The 19,185-nt window shown below is 52.4% G+C and carries 14 protein-coding genes and 1 tRNA gene; 4 read left to right on the top strand and 11 right to left on the bottom strand.

Annotated elements, in window-relative coordinates; genetic code table 11:
• Positions 1–35: 35 nt before the first annotated feature.
• Positions 36–443, top strand: a complete 408-nt coding sequence (gene mscL / locus JOD55_RS02485; protein WP_204398335.1) for a large conductance mechanosensitive channel protein MscL — start codon at positions 36–38, stop codon at positions 441–443.
• A gap of 31 nt (positions 444–474) precedes the next feature.
• Here the strand turns inward: mscL and JOD55_RS02480 are convergent, their stop codons facing one another.
• From JOD55_RS02480 to JOD55_RS02450, 7 genes are all read right to left on the bottom strand, one after another.
• On the bottom strand, positions 475–741 hold the full coding sequence (locus JOD55_RS02480) for a hypothetical protein (RefSeq protein WP_204398333.1): 267 nt from the start codon (positions 739–741) through the stop codon (positions 475–477).
• On the bottom strand, positions 719–5,410 hold the full coding sequence (locus JOD55_RS02475; RefSeq protein WP_204398331.1) for a hypothetical protein: 4,692 nt from the start codon (positions 5,408–5,410) through the stop codon (positions 719–721). Before JOD55_RS02475 ends, JOD55_RS02480 begins: the two co-directional genes overlap by 23 nt.
• Before the next feature lie 123 nt (positions 5,411–5,533).
• Entirely contained in the window at positions 5,534–6,802 is a 1,269-nt protein-coding gene (locus JOD55_RS02470) for an ATP-binding protein (protein WP_338022179.1), read from the bottom strand.
• A 429-nt stretch (positions 6,803–7,231) separates the two neighbouring features.
• Positions 7,232–7,304 (bottom strand) — tRNA-Arg (locus JOD55_RS02465).
• An 85-nt stretch (positions 7,305–7,389) separates the two neighbouring features.
• The gene (locus JOD55_RS02460) at positions 7,390–8,310 is read right to left on the bottom strand and encodes a universal stress protein (RefSeq protein ID WP_204398327.1); all 921 of its coding nucleotides are present in this window, start codon (positions 8,308–8,310) and stop codon (positions 7,390–7,392) included.
• 188 nt (positions 8,311–8,498) lie between these two features.
• The gene (locus tag JOD55_RS02455; protein ID WP_204398325.1) at positions 8,499–9,257 is read right to left on the bottom strand and encodes a C40 family peptidase; all 759 of its coding nucleotides are present in this window, start codon (positions 9,255–9,257) and stop codon (positions 8,499–8,501) included.
• Positions 9,258–9,562: 305 nt separating this feature from the next.
• Positions 9,563–10,249 carry an iron dependent repressor, metal binding and dimerization domain protein gene (locus JOD55_RS02450; protein WP_204398323.1) on the bottom strand — a complete coding sequence of 229 codons (687 nt, stop codon included), beginning with the start codon at positions 10,247–10,249 and terminating at the stop codon, positions 9,563–9,565.
• A 247-nt stretch (positions 10,250–10,496) separates the two neighbouring features.
• Between JOD55_RS02450 and serC the strand changes: the two genes are divergently transcribed.
• On the top strand, positions 10,497–11,588 hold the full coding sequence (serC, locus tag JOD55_RS02445) for a phosphoserine transaminase (RefSeq protein ID WP_204398322.1): 1,092 nt from the start codon (positions 10,497–10,499) through the stop codon (positions 11,586–11,588).
• Positions 11,589–11,838: 250 nt separating this feature from the next.
• Here serC and JOD55_RS02440 read toward each other — a convergent pair whose 3' ends face one another.
• The 4 genes from JOD55_RS02440 to JOD55_RS02425 all read right to left on the bottom strand — a co-directional run bounded on the left by JOD55_RS02440 (position 11,839) and on the right by JOD55_RS02425 (position 16,024).
• A complete protein-coding gene (locus JOD55_RS02440) occupies positions 11,839–13,332 on the bottom strand; it encodes a solute carrier family 23 protein (RefSeq protein ID WP_204398321.1) in 1,494 nt (497 codons plus the stop codon).
• Positions 13,333–13,511: 179 nt separating this feature from the next.
• Positions 13,512–14,795, bottom strand: a complete 1,284-nt coding sequence (manA, locus tag JOD55_RS02435; RefSeq protein WP_204398320.1) for a mannose-6-phosphate isomerase, class I — start codon at positions 14,793–14,795, stop codon at positions 13,512–13,514.
• A gap of 70 nt (positions 14,796–14,865) precedes the next feature.
• Positions 14,866–15,657, bottom strand: coding sequence for a DUF3027 domain-containing protein (locus JOD55_RS02430; RefSeq protein ID WP_204398319.1), 792 nt, complete (start codon positions 15,655–15,657; stop codon positions 14,866–14,868).
• Positions 15,650–16,024, bottom strand: coding sequence for a cold shock domain-containing protein (locus JOD55_RS02425; protein WP_204398318.1), 375 nt, complete (start codon positions 16,022–16,024; stop codon positions 15,650–15,652). The genes JOD55_RS02430 and JOD55_RS02425 overlap by 8 nt, the downstream gene beginning before the upstream one ends.
• A 315-nt stretch (positions 16,025–16,339) precedes the next feature.
• Here JOD55_RS02425 and JOD55_RS02420 point away from each other — a divergent pair, with 315 nt between their 5' ends.
• Positions 16,340–18,277 carry a TPM domain-containing protein gene (locus JOD55_RS02420; protein ID WP_204398317.1) on the top strand — a complete coding sequence of 646 codons (1,938 nt, stop codon included), beginning with the start codon at positions 16,340–16,342 and terminating at the stop codon, positions 18,275–18,277.
• A gap of 118 nt (positions 18,278–18,395) precedes the next feature.
• On the top strand, positions 18,396–19,151 hold the full coding sequence (locus JOD55_RS02415) for a PspA/IM30 family protein (protein ID WP_204398311.1): 756 nt from the start codon (positions 18,396–18,398) through the stop codon (positions 19,149–19,151).
• Positions 19,152–19,185: the final 34 nt, after the last annotated feature.

The raw sequence follows: 19,185 nt of genomic DNA, 5'->3' as shown, positions 1-19,185 counted from the left end.
GATGCTCTCTCCCCAACACAAGAAAAGGATCATTCATGCTCAAAGGTTTCAAAGAATTTATTAGCCGCGGAAACGTCGTTGATCTTGCAGTAGGCGTCATCATCGGTGGAGCATTCAGCCCAATCGTTGTTGCACTCACCGACAAGGTGCTCATGCCACTTATCGCTGCTATCTTCGGCAAACCAAACTTCGATCAAGTTGGTGCTTTCACACTCAATGGTGCACAGATTATGCCTGGTACCGTGATTACAGCTCTGATCAACTTCCTCATCGTTGCAGCTGCTATTTACTTCTTCGTGGTTACGCCAATGAACAAACTCAACCGCAAGCGCGATGAAGAGCCAGCAGCTGTGGAAGACGTCCCAGCTGACGACGTAGCGCTGCTCACTGAGATTCGCGATCTGTTGGCACAAAATGCCAATCGTCCAAATACCAACCTCTGAGCACAGGGTTAGTTACACACTCTTTAAGCTGCTAAATCTTCCCGAAATGAGGTGGAAGATTCTCTAGCAACTCACGCTCGTGCGGGCTAAGCGAAGTATTCGCTTGGCCCGCACCGCCATGTGTGCCCCTATTTTGGTTCCCATTCTGTTGAGTGGACATCGCCGGACGCACCGGAGGAGCATCATGAATATGCACAGCTTCTTCCGGAGTGGAAATTTCTCCACGCAAAAGGCGCTCTTGATCCACGCGCGATAATCTCACAACGCGCTTAGGCTTAGGCTTGCTCGTTTTGCTCATAATCCGGTTCGTCTGAAATTTCGAGATGGTCAACAGCTTGCTGAGCAGAGGATTCGCCCACAACAGCTTGAGTTTGCGTTTCAGACTCGACATCACCATGCGAATCATCACGGTGCGAATCATCCACGTTTGAACGGCTCTCATCAGCATTGTGCACGCTAGAGTCTTCAACGTGCTCTACAGTATCGGCCTGTTCCACAGCACCAGTCTGCTCCACAACAGCGACCGCCAAACCAGAACGCCGCACTACATTATGCAGCACCGCATCGTATTGGCCGCCTCGGCGTGCCAAGGCCAACTCATCACGCATCGCTTTGACCAGCTGATCCGCAGTTCGTGGCAGACCGTCTGAAGCGATCCACTCAACCATCTCATCAAGCTGATCATCGGTATAGGCAGCGAGCTGCAATCCTGGAATCACACTCGGCCTTGGGCCGCGCGGCACAGGAGCCACAATCTTCTTGATCGATTGCGTATCGCCAGCTAACGTGCCAAGCTCACCCGTACCAGCACCAAAATCTGCCTGCACCGAAGCATCGCTAGAGACCTCAATCCACTGACTGTTCGAAGTCTCTTGCAAATTCGGCACACTCACAGGAGAATCAGCAGGCTTCCCACGCAACTTCTCCAACTTGGCAATAATCGCATCAGCCTGCCCAACTGGATCAATAAATAACGACGTCGAGAACGTCTGGAACACATCCCAGCCCCGTTTCTCAAAAGCCTCAATCCGGTAGCGATCACGACGCCGCAAAGAGGCTTGCGCAACGTAATCGTCGTCGTCGAGCAAAACAGCAACAGCCCACGTACCAGGGAAATCATGGTGTCCAGCAACCAGAGGAATCCGCACAGACCCCTCGAAACCGTAATTAAACTGCGCTTCCCACCCGGCAGCGCGCAAACGCTCAGCGAGATCATCCAGTAGCGGCGAATCCGTAGCATCTTCGCCACTCGCCTGTGAGACGACGTCGCCATTGGCATATTCGAGCAGGTCAGCAAGCAGCAACGGCCCCGGCGTAGAAACGCGCGACACATCAATATCGCCCGCCCCGAGTGAACTGACCACAGTCATACTCGAGCGAGGAGCCTCAATCGCATCCACCAAGCCAATCAGCCCCTGCGGCTGTGCGAGCTGGCCAAACGAATGCAAAACTCGCCCGTGCACAGTCTTTCCAAAACCAGGAGAGAAAATAATGTGATCGCGACGCATACCGCTAGCTTGAGAAATATCAACAACACTAAACGGTTCAGTATCGCCACGATTCATAAAACGATCAAGCGCGATCGACGAAGTGCGCATCTCCTGCAAAGAGTCCCGAATCCGCTGCGCATGAACAGGTGAAACGGTAATCACTGCCATCGAATCCGGGTTCTGATCCAAAGCGTATTCGACGACGGCGTCCACCACCGCCTCAACCTCAAGTTTCGTTCCCTCAATTGCGCCCTCACCTGCGGCACTTGGCACGCCACGCCCATCAACCACAATCAGACGTGACGCACGTGCACTGGGTCGAACCGGGATTGGATGGTACAAATCCGCATATCCGTGGCTCATCAAGGCGCGTGTGGACAGCTCATCTTGCCGAACTCGGCACGTCGGTAGCTCAATGACCGGCAAAACCTGGGCAAAAGCATCAATAGCACTTGCGTGAAGCAAAGACTCACGCGCGCTTGGAGACTCATCGAGCCGCACGCCGTCGTCGTCATAACCATTCAACAGCGAGGAACGACGCGTATCGCCCACGATAACGGCCTGGCGACCACGCAAAACTGTAGATGCCACGCTAGCCACGCTGGCGGAATCATTCGTATCGGCAATAACCACATCTGCCCACGGCATCGGCGGAATATAATCGGCGACCAACACCGGCGGCACAATCCACACTGGTCGCGCCACCTGCACGAGCCGCGCATAAGTGGCAATCGCATCGCGAAGTGCGCCAATATCGTATTGACCCAGCACAGCGTCGAGTTTGAGCGTGTCGTCGCGATGAGCACGTGCCACTTCGCGCATCACATTGATCGCGGCAAGCTGCACCGGCCCAGCCAAAGCTGCCACATGCTGCGAATCTAACTCGCGCAGCCGCACGAGGAGATTAGAAATATCTCGCGGGCCAAAAGCCGCCAGAACTTCGGATTTCGTAATCAAACGTTCGAAAATCGAAGAAGTATTTGCAAGATCAAGCTCCGCATGGATCATCTCGGGTGACACACTGCGATTGCGCAAATCCTCAAGGAAGCGCGCAAAGCCTTGTTCGATAAGTCTTTGCGTCACCGCATTGCGCTCCGGCAAGGAATCCATATGCGGCGCGTCTGCTACCAGCTCTTTTAGCCGTGCTTCCAGGTCACTAAATGGCAAAGTGAAGAAATCTAGTCCTCCCACCTGGTCAGATAGCAGTTCAAGCTCAGCACACACCTCATCCCGCGTATTGCGGATCTGAGTTAAACCGTCTGGTAGAGTTGGCCAACCGCCGTCGTGCGTATACCTACGCCAAATCTCGCGGCGCTCTTGCACCAGCATCAGCGCCGAATGCAGATCGCGTGGCGTGACGCCCGGACGCACTAAAGCCTCGGCTTCACGCTTAAGAGCGCGCCGCTCCCCAGCTTTCATCGAATGACCATGCCGTTCACGCCACTCTTTCGTAGCCGTAGCAATAGCCATATCCATTGGCGAAGTCTCAAATACGTGCGGTTTGAACGTATCAAGACTCTCCGAAATCCCCTCAAGCACGCCAATTTGCTCAAACCACTCGGCCAAATTGTTCGCCTGCCGCAGACCAGTCTCCCCTGCTGCACGCGCCGCTTGCGAAATCGTCGCAGGCACTGTGATCGTGGACAAACGCCGGGCGCGTTCGAGAGCTTGCGCACCTTCGACGTCGTCGGAAATCGGCGACTTCGCCCACGCCGAAGAAGCCATCACGGCGTCGAAAATCCCCAGCTCAGCGCCGCGATTCAAATCGCGCTCAACCATTTCATAACCCTCACCTTTGAGAGCTTCGATCGCTTCGGCACCCAAGCGCACGCGCGTTTTTGGAGCGTCAGGTCCAGCAGTGAGCCGCGCGAGCTTTTCGAGCATATCGTGAACTGAAACGCCCCATTCGGCGTCCACATCGTGCAAATCGTTGACGAACGCGCTCAGCTTCGCACGCACGTCCACAAGCTCTTCGCGCAGTTCAAGCAGAGCGTCCGCATCGATTTCGGGCTTGCTCAACCGCAGACCAGTGCGCAATCGCAGCGGTGCCGATTCAATATTTGTAAAGTCCAAGACGAGCTCGCCCAAACCAATTTTTTCCAGCTCAGCCCGCAGATTCTTCCCCGCAGAAGCCCGCGATGGAATATAAATGAGCGATTTGCCCGAAGCGGCCGCGTCCGCAGCAATAGAAGCGATAATTCCAGTGCGTTCAGTGCCAGGAGCAGCGTCAATAACTAATGAACGCCCAGATGCCACCGCTTCCACAACGTCCAACTCAGCCACATCGTGATCGCCAGCGCCACGCTCAGCTTCCGGAAGACGGTCACTTGCGAGCCCCGCAGGCAGCGGTATCGAAGAACGACGACGGCGCTCAGCGTCCCCTGCCACAGCAGCCATCACGCCTGAGCTGCGAAGATAAGGAGTCATAGCCTCAAAATCTGCAAGCATCGTCTGCGCCGGACTCGTGAAAAAGCCAATTACTGCCTGATCCTCGTAGGAAAATCCTGGCAGGTAAATCCGGCCAAGCTCAATCAGACGAGCAATGATCTCATCGATATTGCGCGAGTGGGTGGCCATTTGCCGCAGTTGCGCCACATCCTCAGCAGGTATTCCATTGGAACGCAGGGCTTTTTCCAACACCGGATCGATACGCACTTGCGATGATAACTGCAGCTTGGCATCGCCGTCAGCCAAGAACTGCACCCGCATACGCCGCAACAATGCGGAAGAATTTCGTTCCGTAGCAACTCGCGGCTCAGTTGGTTCAGGAGTCTCGGTATTTGCCTTTTCATCTGCGCCGGCGTGGCTTTCACCGAGCACACGCTGCATATCTCCCGGTGCGAGACGCAATTCTCCGGTTAATTCGTAAACGTCAGTCCACTCAGAGGGCGTCTCTTCCGGTTCGGGCAATTCCGTCCACGACACACGGCCAACGCTCAGAGAAATCGGCGCATAGCCATGTTCTTCTTCTATTTTCGCGCAGATCAACCGCAACTGTGCGAGTCTTTTCTTTGCGCGCTCAAGCGCATGCGGTTCACGAATCAAACTGGAAAGACGCGTTTCCATATTGGAGTACAAATTCGCCGATCCAGTTGGATGAGCGTGGGTAATGTTAATCTGACCCGTATCGCGAGCGCCTGCCACCTCTTCGTCCGCTTGGCGAACTTTGGCGATAAGTTCATCGCGCCACGTTGTGCAAGCAATATTCATCAGTTCGTCGCGCGATTGATTTCTTCCAGATATAGTTTCATTCGCCCCGCGTTCAGAGGCGATAGAATTGCGGGCGACGCCGGCGTCGCCAGTGGTTTTAGTAGCTGCGGTGGCAGAGTCAGTTGCTTGGCGTGCATCTGCTGCACCATCAGGCAAAACGGCTCCAGACTCTGCTGTGGTTTGCGCTCCGTGAGCATTTTTCGGCTCAACTTCGCGTTCACGTGCAGAATCTTGCTTTTTAGACTTACGACGAAAGAAAGGACTCACACTTTTACCGTACTTTGTTTCCAGTGAATTCGGGAAACGCGCGCCGTAAAGTTTAGTGAAATATTCACTATGAGGGAACTTAGCACACGAGCTGTGCGGTGACCGTCTGAGTAGAGAAAACGCTTATCGCCGTCCAAGTGCCAACAGCGGGAAAGTTTGTACACCGTTGGGCAGGGTGTAGGTCATACCTGTTCCCGATACCACTGCCATAAAACTCGGTGCTTGATCAGCATCAATTTGTTCCACGGTCTTAAGGAGACGCTCAGCACCAGATTCAATTTGCCCTGATCCTAATTTCACTTCTATAGCTCCCCATCGGCCGTCGTTCAAATGTATGACTGCATCGATTTCATACCCATTCGAATCCCGATAATGGTAAAGATTTCCACCCAGCGATTGCGCGATTACTCGTAAATCGTGGATTGCCGCCGACTCAAAAAGAAAACCGGTAGTTTCCAAATCTTTGCTTAGTTGAACAGTTCCTGCCTGTAGCGCAGCAGCAGCCAATGCCGCATCTGCAAGATGATACTTTTTACGCAAGCGCAATCGCGCTTTTGAACGAAGTTTAGGCACCCAAGCTGGGACAGTCTCAACAATAAATAATCTTTCAAGAATCTCCACCAAATTCGCTACTGTTACTTCAGAAATATTTGGAGCGACTGATTGCAGATCTTGACGCAAAGTCTTAAAAGTTACCTCTGAGGCAGTTGATCTCGCTAAAGCCTTAACGAGCTGGTCCAGCACTTCTGGGCCGTATCGCACATCGGCAATACGGGGAACATCCGTTCTGGTGACCTCGTCCAAATAAGCTCGCAGTACCCGCTGCGCTTGCTCGGGTGGCAGCTCGACTTGCGCGGGAAAACCCGAGGTCAATAATGCGTGTAAATTTTCATCGAGACTATGTTTCTGCCGGTCAATAGCTACGTTCTCACCATCAAAAAGCGATGTTAAAGCAACTTTCTCGGTCGAATGTCCTTTTTCTGCCCATGTCATGGTTCGCTGGGAGATACGTATAAAACGTCCAGCACCACTGTGTCGTGTAACGTCATCGCGCGGCACTGAAGAACCAGTCAAAATATAGTGACCGAAGCCTTCTTTTCGGTCAACACTTCTACGCACTTCATTCCATATTGGCTCGTACAACTGCCACTCATCGATGAGATGCGGGCGTTCACCTACCAGCGGATAACCCGGATCTACATCGATGAGCTGCTGCGTGTCTTGATCATCTAAGAACACGGCCGATTTTGCATGGTGCGCAGCAGTCATCGTCTTGCCACACCCACGTGGCCCCTCAATGAGCACAGCTCCACTCATTTGCAAAACATCGTCAACTAAAGAATCAATGATTCTCGGAGAGTAGGGCTTTCCCAGCAAATCTGCAGTATCCACAACTTCAGAATAACACATACATACATAAATGCAGACAGCCTACATACATAAATGCAGACACCCTACATACATAAATGCAGACACCCTACATACATAAATGCAGACACCCTACATACATAAATGCAGACACCCTACATACATAAATGCAGACACCCTACATACATAAATGCAGACACCCTACATACATAAATGCAGACACCCTACATACATAAATGCAGACACCCTACATACATAAATGCAGACACCCTACATACATAAATGCAGACACCCTACATACATAAATGCAGACACCCTACATACATAAATGCAGAATTTTTGTGGCGCCATAAAGCCCACAACCGTAGTAAACGAATCAATTCAGACAGTTCCGCCACAAAAATCCAGCATGGAACATGCTCCAGCCAGCGCGCAAAGCTCGCACAGATTCAGTGCCCCCGGGCAGAATCGAACTGCCGACACCCGCTTTAGGAGAGCGGTGCTCTATCCACTGAGCTACGAAGGCGGACTTCCCCATTCTAGCTGAATGTGGGCACTCACCCCAATTTACGGCTCGCGCCCACACTCAACTCGAAAAGCACTGTTCAAAGTTACGCAACATCATCGACCTGAACCGGGCCGGCGTCGTCGCCCTCCCGAACTCGCCGCGGCACCACCATCGTTGGGCAGGCAGAATACTCCAAAATCGCTTGCGACGTCGAACCCAACAGCAGTCCCTTAAATCCGCCGCGTCCACGCGTGCCGAGCACCAGCAGATCCGCTTCTTTCGAAAATTCGCTCAGCAGCACCACCGGATTTCCTTGCATCACATGCACTTCGACGTCGATATCCCTACCTTCGTCGACTTCCGCGAGCTGCTCTTCCACATTTGCCGCAACTTCTTCGTAGAAATCGTCGTCAAGCGAAAACTGCGGCACCCAGCTCACAGCATCCACATTGACCGAACAAATAATCGACAGCTTTCCACCCCAGCGGTCCGTCTCCCACACCGCACGCTGCAGCGCTTTCTTCGCATGTTCAGACCCGTCCACACCTACTACCACGTGCTTTATTGGCAGCGAGTCATTGACGGCTTCGTGAGGGACAACGACGGTCGGGCAGCACGCGTACGCAGGCACCGCCGTCGACACTGTGCGCAGCAAACGATCTGCGATACGCCCCGAACGCGATGCTGTACCGCCAACGACGATCAGCGCAACCGTCTTTGACATTTCGACGAGAACCTCGGATGGATCGCCGTCTACCAGCTCCCAACTCACCTTGACGCCCTGCCCCTCAACGGACTTCGCCATCGAGGTAATCATCTTCTCGGCAGCGGCATACAGATGCTGACCCTCTTCAGCGATATGTCCGGTAGCTACCGTATGCGCCGCATATGACGGCAGCTCATATACACACACTAACCGAAGCTCAGCATCACGCTTGCGAGCCTGCTCAAGCGCCCATTTGAGAGCCGAAACTGACGGTTCCGAACCATCAACACCAACCACAACCACATTGTCATGAGCCATAATAGCCTCCTTAGTAGGTGACTCTATTATCGCACGTCACACAGCGTTGGCGCACCCTGTTGTTTCACAATGGTGTTCACACCTGTAGCCTCAAGTTCCACTAAAGACAGAGAAGCTATCAAGCACACAACCCTCCACAAAACAAAATGACCGCCGATAAACGGCGGTCATTTTCGAAGTTTATAAAATCACGGAATACGGATGAAGATCGGATTACCGTAGATTGGACGCTCAACGGTGTCCATACGAGTATTCTCAGCACCGATATGCATACCATTGCCAGTGTAGATCGCTACGTGACCCGGCCAGTACACAATATCGCCTGGCTGAGCTTCAGCGCGCGAAACGCGAACTCCGAAGCTTGCCTGTGCACCTGACTGGTGTGGCAAAGATACGCCGAAGTGTGCGTAAACATAAGAAGTAAATCCAGAGCAGTCCCAACCAGCTGGCGTTGAACCACCTGCGCGGTAAGGAGCGCCGGCAAACTGACGAGCAAAAGCAACCACAGATGCGCCGCGCGAACCTACATTTGGAACGTTTTCATCAAAGACCGGAGCATCCTGTGCAGTTTTAGCTTCTTCAGTGCGAGCGGTGCGCGCAGCAGTACGAGTCGTTGTACGATCAGTCTGCTCAGCCTGAGCTGCAGGAGCTTTCACATCCACCTGCACATCCGAAATCGACCAATCACCTGCTGGCGTTCCGTTTGCGGTGGTTTGCACTTCAACGTCTGGGATATCGAAACGTGGCTGCTCAGAACTTAGCGAGACAGTTGCGGCTACCGCAGTCTGGGTTGTAGTAGCAGCCTGTGTCTGCTGTGGTGCAGCGAATGCCGCAGGAGCTCCAATTCCAAGAAGAGTTCCTGCCGCGGAGGCGGTAATAAAACCTTTCACCCCCTGCTTCCCTAAAAAGCCAGGAGTTGCCTCCACCATTAAGTGACGTCCAGCCATTAACTGTCTCCAATGTTTTTTGATTTGGGTTATGCCCTAACGAATACATAACTTCTTCAACAGGTTTTAGCATAACGACTTCGCAACGGATTGTCACAATTATGTAACAGTGGATTAGGTCACGATTCTATAACGTTTTTGTAACATTCAATTTCTACTCAAAATGTTGGGACTTTTACAACCTTAAGCTGCGGTTTCGCAAAAGCGACAATTTCACGCAAAAATCGACCCCGCATCGCTTCACAACAAAATGTAACGCAGATTACATCTTTTTGTTACGTTTTGTTAACTTAAGAGACACTCACCTATGCCACAAAAATAGACTGGGCTACCAACCTCGAAAGTTCAAGCACGTCATCGCCAATATGCACGACGATCATCGCACTACCAGAAGCCTCAACATCAATCGCCACGCCCGGCGTCAGCCCCGATTCAATCAGCGCAGCCAACTCATCAAAATCGGTTTGCACATTTTCCGCAATTCGCTTCACAGTAAAAGCAGCATGCTCCCCCTCCGGCGGCACTACGTCAGATAGCCGCCGCAATCCCTGGTTAGTAGCGGAATTCTTCACCGGATCAAAAGCGAACCTCGTTGGTATCGGATTGCCAAACGGATCCGTTTCAGGAGAATTGAGCATGTCCTCGATTCGGTTAGCGACGTCGTCGGAGACCACATGCTCCCAACGGCACGCTTCGTCATGAATCTGTTCCCACGGCTGCTTAATAACGTCACGCAACAAGCGCTCAACGAGACGGTGACGACGCATCACCTTAGCCGCGCGTCGTAATCCCGCCTCGGTAAAACGTACGCGACGATCCTCCCCCACAGTCACCAGACCATCACGCTCCATGCGTGCAACCGTTTCCGAAACCGTCGGCCCAGACTGACCCAAGCGTTCAACAATACGTGCGCGCAGCGCAGGAATACCTTCTTCTTCCAGTTCATAGACTGTTTTGAGGTACATCTCTGTGGTATCGATAAGATCGCTCACGTACCGCTCCTTGTTGTTTTATGGCTCTTAGCTGTCTTTATGGACTTTCAGCAGCGACTTGCGCTTCAAAAGACCATCACCTTCGACTTTTCGTGCCATGCACAGAATTTCTAAAATTGAACGTCTCCATTCTAATGCTAAGGTGCGCCATATTTCCTACCGAAGATAGGCCAAATTTCTACACCCAATTGCTTCCACACTCTGACCACGCGCACGCATCACCTCATTTTGGTGCAATGATTAACTTATGGTTGAGATTCGCGCAGATTTACTTCCCGACGACGGGCGCTTTGGTTCCGGACCTTCCAAAGTGCGTATCGCCCAAGTTGAGTCTTTGAAAACTGCTCCATTTGGCACGTCACATCGGCAGCAACCAGTGAAAATGTTAGTGGGCGAAATCCGCAGTGCCCTGAGCGAACTCTTCGCTCTACCCGATGGCTACGAAGTACTTCTTGGCAATGGCGGCGCAAGCGCTCTGTGGGACGCAATTCCATTCAACCTCGTCAATTCACACGCCCACGCTGCAGTTATTGGTGAATTTTCTGGAAAAGCTGCCCGCGCTCTCCAACGCGCACCCTGGCTCAAAGAAACGGATGTGTTGGAGACGGCGCCTGGAAGCGTCGTCGTCAATCAAGAAGCTGAGCATATCGACTCGTATCTCTATGCGCACAACGAAACCTCCACCGGCGCGATGAGCCCCTTGGCTCGTTACGGGAACGAGAATGCGCTGACGATCGTCGACGGCACTTCGATCGCAGGTGGAGCACTATTCGACGCCGCTGCCGTGGACTTTTACTATTTCTCGCCGCAAAAATGTTTTGGAGCCGACGGCGGTCTGTGGTTCGCTTTCGCCTCTCCAGCTGCGATTGAGCGCATTGAACGCCACTGCACTGAACGGTGGGTGCCAGATTTTCTCAACTTGAGCATGGCTTTAGACAATTCTCGAAAAGATCAAACACTCAACACGCCTGCAATCTCAACGCTTGCCCTGATGCAGAATCAGTTGGCGTGGATGTTGGATCAAGGCGGCATTGCGGCAATGGCTCAGCGTTGCCGCAACTCATCGGGATACCTATATAAGTGGGCTGAGGAAAATCCGCTTGCTAACCCTTATATAAGAGAAGAAAAATATCGTTCGCCTGTGGTCGTGACGATCGATTTTGACGACTCGGTAGATACCAAAAAAATCTCGGCCAAGCTGCGCGAACACGGAATAGTCGACATCGACCCCTACCGTTCATTGGGCAGGAATCAATTCCGAATTGCCACATTCCCATCAGTCGAAAAATCCGATATTGAAGCGCTTGTGGCTTGCCTGGAACTCCTGATTAACAATTAGTGTGAAAGGTCTAAATAGGGACTAGCGCGAAAGGTCTAAATAGCGATTCGCACAGAAGGCCTGATTAACACGACAACACAGTACTCAACAACATGCAGTACTCAACAAAACGGTGCTGAAACCATACGCACGCTGGAACAGCACGCCTGCTGAACATACTGGAATTAATGAGGGGTGGCAGTCTTTGACTGCCACCCCCGTGCTGCGGTTAAGGGGATAAAAGCCGCAGCAGCGCCCAATTAGGTCTAATTTATGCGATACCGAGCCAATGCTGGATCGGTCCCATGACGAAGTAGAGCACGAAAAGCAAGCCCACAACATACATGAGTGGATGAACTTTACGCGCCCGCCCGGTCACAGCTTCCATCACGATGTAGGCGATAAAGCCAACGCCGATTCCAACAGTGATTGAGTAACCGAATGGCATGAAAGCGATCGTCAAGAATGCAGGAACTGCAATTCCCAAATCTTTCCACTCAATCTCAGCTACCTGCTGCATCATCAAGACGCCCACCGCAACCAAGGCAGGAGCAGCGGCTTCACTCGGCACAAGCGAAACTAGCGGTGCGAGCAGCGTCGAAAGAATAAACAGCACACCGGTGACAACCGATGCGAAACCGGTGCGAGCGCCGTCGGCAACACCCGACGTCGATTCCACAAAGGAAGTATTAGACGAAACGCCACCCATACCACCAGCAACAGCGGCGATGGAGTCAATGAGCAGGATAGAGCGAGTGCGTGGCGGGTTACCATCGGCATCGAGCAGTTTCGCTTCCGATCCCACGGCCACCATCGTGCCCATCGTGTCGAAAAAGTCTGCAAGCATAACGGTGAAAGCAAGTACTACTACCGCAATAACACCGAGCTTTTGGAATGGACCGGTAATTGAGAACTGCCCGAGCGTCGAGAATTCAGGAATTTGTACAAGCGATCCACCAAAGGTAGGAACTGATCCGCTCCAGCCGCCTGGGTTGGCAACTTTTCCGTCTGCGCTCATCATTGGCCCAAGGTGTGCGATAGCTTCCACCACGAAAGCGAGAATTGTAGAAACCAAAATTCCTACCAAAATCGCACCTGGAATGCGGCGCACCATCAAAATAAACGTGATGAACAGGCCCAAGATGAAGACGACGAGTGGCCAAGTATCGATCGAACCAAAGTTTCCGAAGTTCAACAGGGTTGGTCCGGTCTTATTACCTTTGACCAGGCCAGCATTCGAAAAACCGATCAGGGCAATAAACATTCCGATGCCAACCGAAATAGCGACTCGTAAGAACTTAGGAATCGCACGGAAGATAGCTTCACGCAAGCCGGTGAGCACGAGCAAAATAATGACGATACCCTCGATGACGATAATTCCCATACCGTCGGCCCACGTCATTCCCGGCAATTGCACCAGCGAGAACGCGACGACGGAGTTGAGTCCGAGACCGGCCGCCAATGCCATAGGGAAGTTGGCAACTGAGCCCATCAAGATCGTCATCAAGCCTGCAACCAGCGCGGTTGCGGCCGCAATTGCAGGCACATTCGCCTGTGTGCCTCCACCGAGGAACCCACCCGTTGAATCCGGCCCAGAGAGAATAATGGGATTCAGAACGAGGATATAGACCATCGAAAGGAACGTGACGAAACCGCCGCGGATTTCGCTCCGCACAGAGGAATTACGTGCGGAAATACTAAAGTATGAGTCTAGCCATGAACCGTTATTCTGCTTTGTGGGAGCAGCCCCTTGAGTCTTATTCACTAAATAATTCTCAGGGCAAAACCGTCAATCCCAAAGGCGATTCCAAAATACGGAACTATTTCGTTCACATAGCGATATAATCAGCAAAGTTGCGCTGCGCGCCACACGAAATCGATGCTGCCGGCCGAGCCGAGCCAGTAGGCCGAGCCGGTTGGTTGAACCTAGCCTCTTGGCCAATCCTAGGGAACGTCCGCCATAATCAACCGACCGCCACCGCGAACCGAAACACGACCGTCGTCGGCCCCAATAAAAACCGCCTGACCAGCGCGGAGATCACAGCTTGCTGCGGGCGTCCACAAGGTAACTTCCCCCTCCAGGCACAACATAATCCGCGGCCCTATCCCATGTAGCTGATGCATCCCTTGGTCTGCCCGCGCTTCGATAATCGACAGCTCAAAATCGTCAACTGGCGCATAAAATGTGGACTGAACTGCATTAACTCGCTCTGGGGCAATACGAATTGGGGGTGCGGCCACGGTATCCATCACATTGAGCAGCTCAGCCGTGTCGATATGCTTCGAGGTTAATCCGGCGCGCAGCACATTGTCCGAGTTCGCCATCACTTCAACTCCGAAACCCGACAAATAAGCATGAACTGTACCAACCGGGATAAACAACGCCTCACCAGGATGTAGATTAACCGGGTTGAGCAGCAAAGACGCCACCACGCCTGGATCTTGCGGATAGCTGCGCGCGAGTCGCGCCACGATTGCGTCTGCGCGAGCCGATGGAGATTCTTCCGGACGACGGCGGGCACAGGCTTCAACAACCGCAGCTACTTCATCCGGATCGGGTCGAGTTTCCTCATTGAGCAGGTAGGAAAACGCCTGCCGCACACCCACAGAATTGGGATTATCTGAAATGAGAGTGAACATATGCCGCGTAACGGACGTTCCCAAACCACTCAAAACACCCATGATCCGCCGAGGTGCACGAAATCCTACGAGAGCGTCAAAATCCGTCAAAGCATACACAAGTTCAGGTTTATGACGACGATCCCGATAGCTTCGATTCGCCGCAAACCTGTCGATGCCTGCTGTATTTTCCCGGTCAAAACCGGCGATCGCCTGCACTCGTGAGGGATGGACTTGCAAAGACAACGGCTGCGCGGGCGCAATCAGTTTCAACAAAAACGGCAGGCGCGCACCAAGCTGCTGCACGACGTCGTCGCCCAAAAATCCGTGCGGATCACGCCCTATATAAGTATTGAGAAAAAGATCCGACCGCTCAGTATCTATTGGCTTGCCACGCTCAGTATCTATTTGCTTGGCATACGTGCGGATTTCTTCCACGACGACGCCGGGCGCGCTCGCGTCTGCGGTAATCACCGCCGGAGCACCGACGTGCGCACCCAACCACAGCTCAGCAATCGGCTTGCCCGCCGGCTCAAAACCAAAAAACTCCGGAATCGTGCGTTCGGAACCCCATGAGTAGTCTCGGATTCGACCTTGTAAACGCTCCACTATTCCATCCGTTCCAACTGAGCCGAAATTTCCAGTTATATCGAGGCATACAGGCAAGAATATTACCTGCTCACTGCTGTGATTTTACCTCAATCTCAAGTTCGTCAATAACAGGTTTTGCCTGATCCCAAAGCGAATGAGTCTTTTTGGTATCGGTTTCAGAGTGCGCGCCGCAACCGTGATCGAGCGATACTACCCGCCCGTCAAAAGGCGACCACTCATTAGCACAAACGCCGAAAAGCTGGCGAGCCGATCCGTCCATCTTCATAAAGAAACCACACGAAGAACACTGCGCCTGCGCATCGCGAGTGCCCTGATTGCGCGGCCCAGAATCAGAACGGTACCAACGGCGGAAAGCCGCAGCCCGCCCGGCGTCGGAAAGCACGCGCGCGCGACCCAGCCCAAGTTCCCACTGAACAGCGGCATCCGCATCTACGCCCGTCTCCTCGTAACCTTGCATAAGATCGTGGTCATAAGCTTGCAAACGAGCGTCATCAGGCTTGTAAGGAAGTCGATCGGACGGCCCAATATCAGCAGGTGAGAGGCGATCCGCCCACGGTATCCACTCCGGAGCCAAAAGTGCATCTTCTCCTGGCCGAAGCGAAACCTCACTAACCGTAATGTCGTGCTTGCGTGGCGCACGCGAGAGCGTCACCGTCCAGAACCATCCACGATAACCAGGCATTAAACACACGAAAGCATGAGTAATGACTCGTTCTCCCTCTTGCACAAGACCAGCATGTTCACCAATGTGCTTTTCTTGTGTGATGTCAAAAAGAGCCTCGCGGGCGGCGTCGATCGCCTGAGCGAGAACTTTCTCTTTCGTAAGCTTCTGACGTGGATGGATACGGTTATCAGACATCGAAATCCTCTGCTAAAGCCCGCAGCGCCTGCGCAATGCGCGGACCACCTTCTGGGTAGCGTCCGCGATGTAGCTGCGTCGATGCGTGATCGAGAATCTTGATGAGGTCCTCAATCAATGGCACGATCTCTTCTGGAGAGCGCCGATTCTTTTCGGCCAAGGAAGCTTCCTTGCGAATCACTGATACCTGCAACGCCGCAGCTCCCCGGCGTGTTTCGCCGACGCCGTACTCAACGCGCATCCCCGGACGCAACCGTGTTCCCAAAGGAACAGAGGTTCCAGGTAGGTAAACTTCGTTTCCGTCGTCGCCCATAATGAAACCAAAGCCCTTATTCTCGTCAAAGAACTTCACTTTTCCAGTAGGCACAGTAATTCTCCATTTCCTTGCAGCTTGGCTGCGGAATCTATATTTCATTCACGTATATGGTCTGAACTATTCCCATTATGACATCTTTCGAAGCAAGACCCTAGCTATCAGACCAGTCTCACTAATGTACAGCATCTGTGCCAAAAAGATAAGCGGAGTAATAAACAGCAGACGTGCAGACTGCGGCTTCGATTCTTCGCTATTAACACAATGGGAATCATTTTGATGCATTGGCAAGCATTTTTGGCGGGAGCGATTGGTAGAATGTGAAATGAGTTCAACACTCCGCTACTTTTCCGCAAGGATGTGACTTCTTTGAAGCTATTACAAAAAATTACCGCAGCTACAGGCCTATGTTTGGGAATCCTTTCGGTTCCCGGTTTGGCGTACGCCGAAGATCCCGTGGCATTGGATTCAAATTTCCAAGATTTAGCTGATGTGGCTAAAGACGACGCTGCAATACTCAGCACTTTGAACAAAGTTCCTGGTAAAGACTTGTGGATAGTCGTTGTGAAGGATTTTTCTGGATTAGATGCACAAGATTGGGCTCACCAGACGTTCATTAAATCCAAGTTGCAGAAGTACGATTCCTTGATCGCGATCTCAGTCAATACATCTGAGCTAGGAGCTTTTTCTGGAGGTGCGGGTCTAACTAAAACACAGCTCAAGGAGGCAACCACAAAATCGGTGTTGGCGAGTTTTCACGAGGGCAAATGGGATGATGGCCTGCAAGAGTTAGCAGACAATGGACTCAAATTAGCAAATGGGCAATCACTTGGAAACGGCGGCATGATCGGCGCAGGCGTCCTCATTGGTGGCGCCGCGGTAGTGGGCGGCGGTATTTACGCTTGGTCGCGAAAGAAGCGCAAGCAAAGTGCAGCGGCTCAAGCCCAGGATCTTGCAAAATTATCGCAACACGCTTCGTCTGAGCTCATTAAGACCGACGACGACGTTCGTTCAGCTGTCGCCGAGTTGGAATTTGCTCGGGCTGAGTTTGGTACCGAAGCCACCAAAGACTTTGAAGCCGTACTCGCCCAGGCGCAAACCGCCATGCAAAAGGCGTTTGCAATTCGTACCACGCTCGATGATCCGGATCCGGAAACTCCCGCCGAACAATATGCGATGAACAATGAAATCTTGCAGCTTGTTGAACAGGCGCAAGCAAATCTGGACAGCCAAAAACAAAGTTTTTCCGAATTGCGAAACCTCGCTTCACGAGTTGAAGAAAAACTGAGTGAGATTACCACTCGCGCTCAAGAAATATCTGAGCAACTTCCACTTGTCAACGCAAAATTAGAGCACTTGGCGCTGAGCTTCAACGCATCTTTGCTCAGCTCATTGCGCACTTACCCCGAGCAAATCACGACGCTGCTCACAAGTGTTTCCAAAACTGCTGAGCAAGTCCAAAATCAAATAAACGCTGGCAAGAAAACCTCGGCTGTGCCTTATCTACAGCTCGCTGAAGCTACTGTTAATCAAGCGGCAGCAATGATAAAGCGTATTGACGACGCACCGACGCTACTCGGGCAAGCTCAAGAGCGCTTGCATGCCAATATTGAATCCCTCAGCTCCGATGTTTCTGACGCACAGCGGCTTGGAGCAGGAGATGCGCGCATTGCCGCCGCTAAAGATAGAGCACAAGCAGTATTAGCAAAAGCTCAAAGCAGCGCAGATATTGACGTGCTTGCCATCAATGAGGAGCTTCAAAGCGCCGAAGCGGAAATCGATCTAGCCCTCATGCACGTGCGCGAAGCAGAAGAAAATCGCAATCGTTTAGCCGCGCATGCAGATTCGCTGCGCGCACAAGCTCAAGCAGCAATTGATGAAGCGGAGGATTTCATCAATACCTACCGCAGCGGAGTAGATCATACTGCACGCACGCATCTAGCTCGTGCGAAAGAGATCATGATCCGAAATCAAGGGAGCAATGCCCCGTTAGAACAGCAGCTTTCTGAATTGGAGCAAGCCCGCGATTTAGCAAGTCGCGCACTACGAGTAGCTCAGCAAAGCGTAGAGGCTTTCAATGGCGGCGGAATGGGATCGCCTGTATTTGGTAGAGGAAACTCAATGGGTGGAGGCAATTTCCTCGCCGGAGTCATCCTCGGTTCCATTCTCAACGGGCATTCCAATAACGGTGGCTTTGGCTCAATCAATGGAGGAAATATTGATTTCGGAGGCGATAGCGACATCAGCTTTGGCGGTGGCGGCTTCGACTTCGGAGGTGACGGAGGTGGATTCCGAGAAGGTTTCTAAAGCACGAGCTATGCAATCGCGGTGGGTCAAGCTAGGAGCATATTTGGCCAGCCCACGCACAGACAAGCAATTACTATAGGTATTAGTACTCAAACGTACGCACAGAAAGGCACATCCTATGGCGGAAAAACAGTCGATCCTAGGCCGAATCAGCCAACTCGCGAAAGCAAATATTAACGCATTGCTTGATCGCGCCGAAGATCCCCAAAAGATGCTCGACCAAATGGTTCGTGATTACACCAATTCCATCTCCGAAGCAGAAGACGCCGTGGCAGTTACCGTTGGTAATCTCCGCCTAGCGCAAGCAGATTACAACGAGGACGTAGAATCCGCGCGCGAGTGGGGGCAGAAAGCTGCAGCAGCAGTAGCCAAGGCAAAAGAAATGACTGCTGCGGGCAACACTGAGGGCGCCGAGAAATTCAACAACCTTGCAAAGATCGCACTCGAACGTCAGATCCAATCCGAGCAGGAAGCTCGCTCTGCTGAACCAATGATCGCTTCCCAAGAAGAAGTCGTGGCCAAGCTCAAAGATGGCTTGAATGTGATGCGTTCGAAACTTGACCAGCTCAAGTCGAAGCGAGATCAACTCGTTGCTCGGCAAAAGACGGTTGATGCGCAGAACCAAGTTCACGACGCGCTTGGATCAATTAATGTTCTCGATCCAACATCTGAGCTAGGCCGCTTTGAAGACAAGATCCGACGCGAAGAAGCTCTCGCAGCTGGCCGCGCAGAAGTATCGGCATCCTCTCTCGAAGATCAGTTCGCTGAGCTCGAAGATTCTTCACACAATGCCGAGATTGAAGCTCGTCTTGCCGCATTGCAGGCAGGCGAGAGCAAGCCACAGCTAGAAGGTAAAGAATTCACCGCATACTAGAATTTGAGCAATTCTTAGCCTTTTGTGGGAGTGC

Source organism: Arcanobacterium pluranimalium, from assembly GCF_016907845.1.
Taxonomy (GTDB): domain Bacteria; phylum Actinomycetota; class Actinomycetes; order Actinomycetales; family Actinomycetaceae; genus Arcanobacterium_A; species Arcanobacterium_A pluranimalium.
This window is presented reverse-complemented; position numbering and strand designations above follow the sequence as displayed.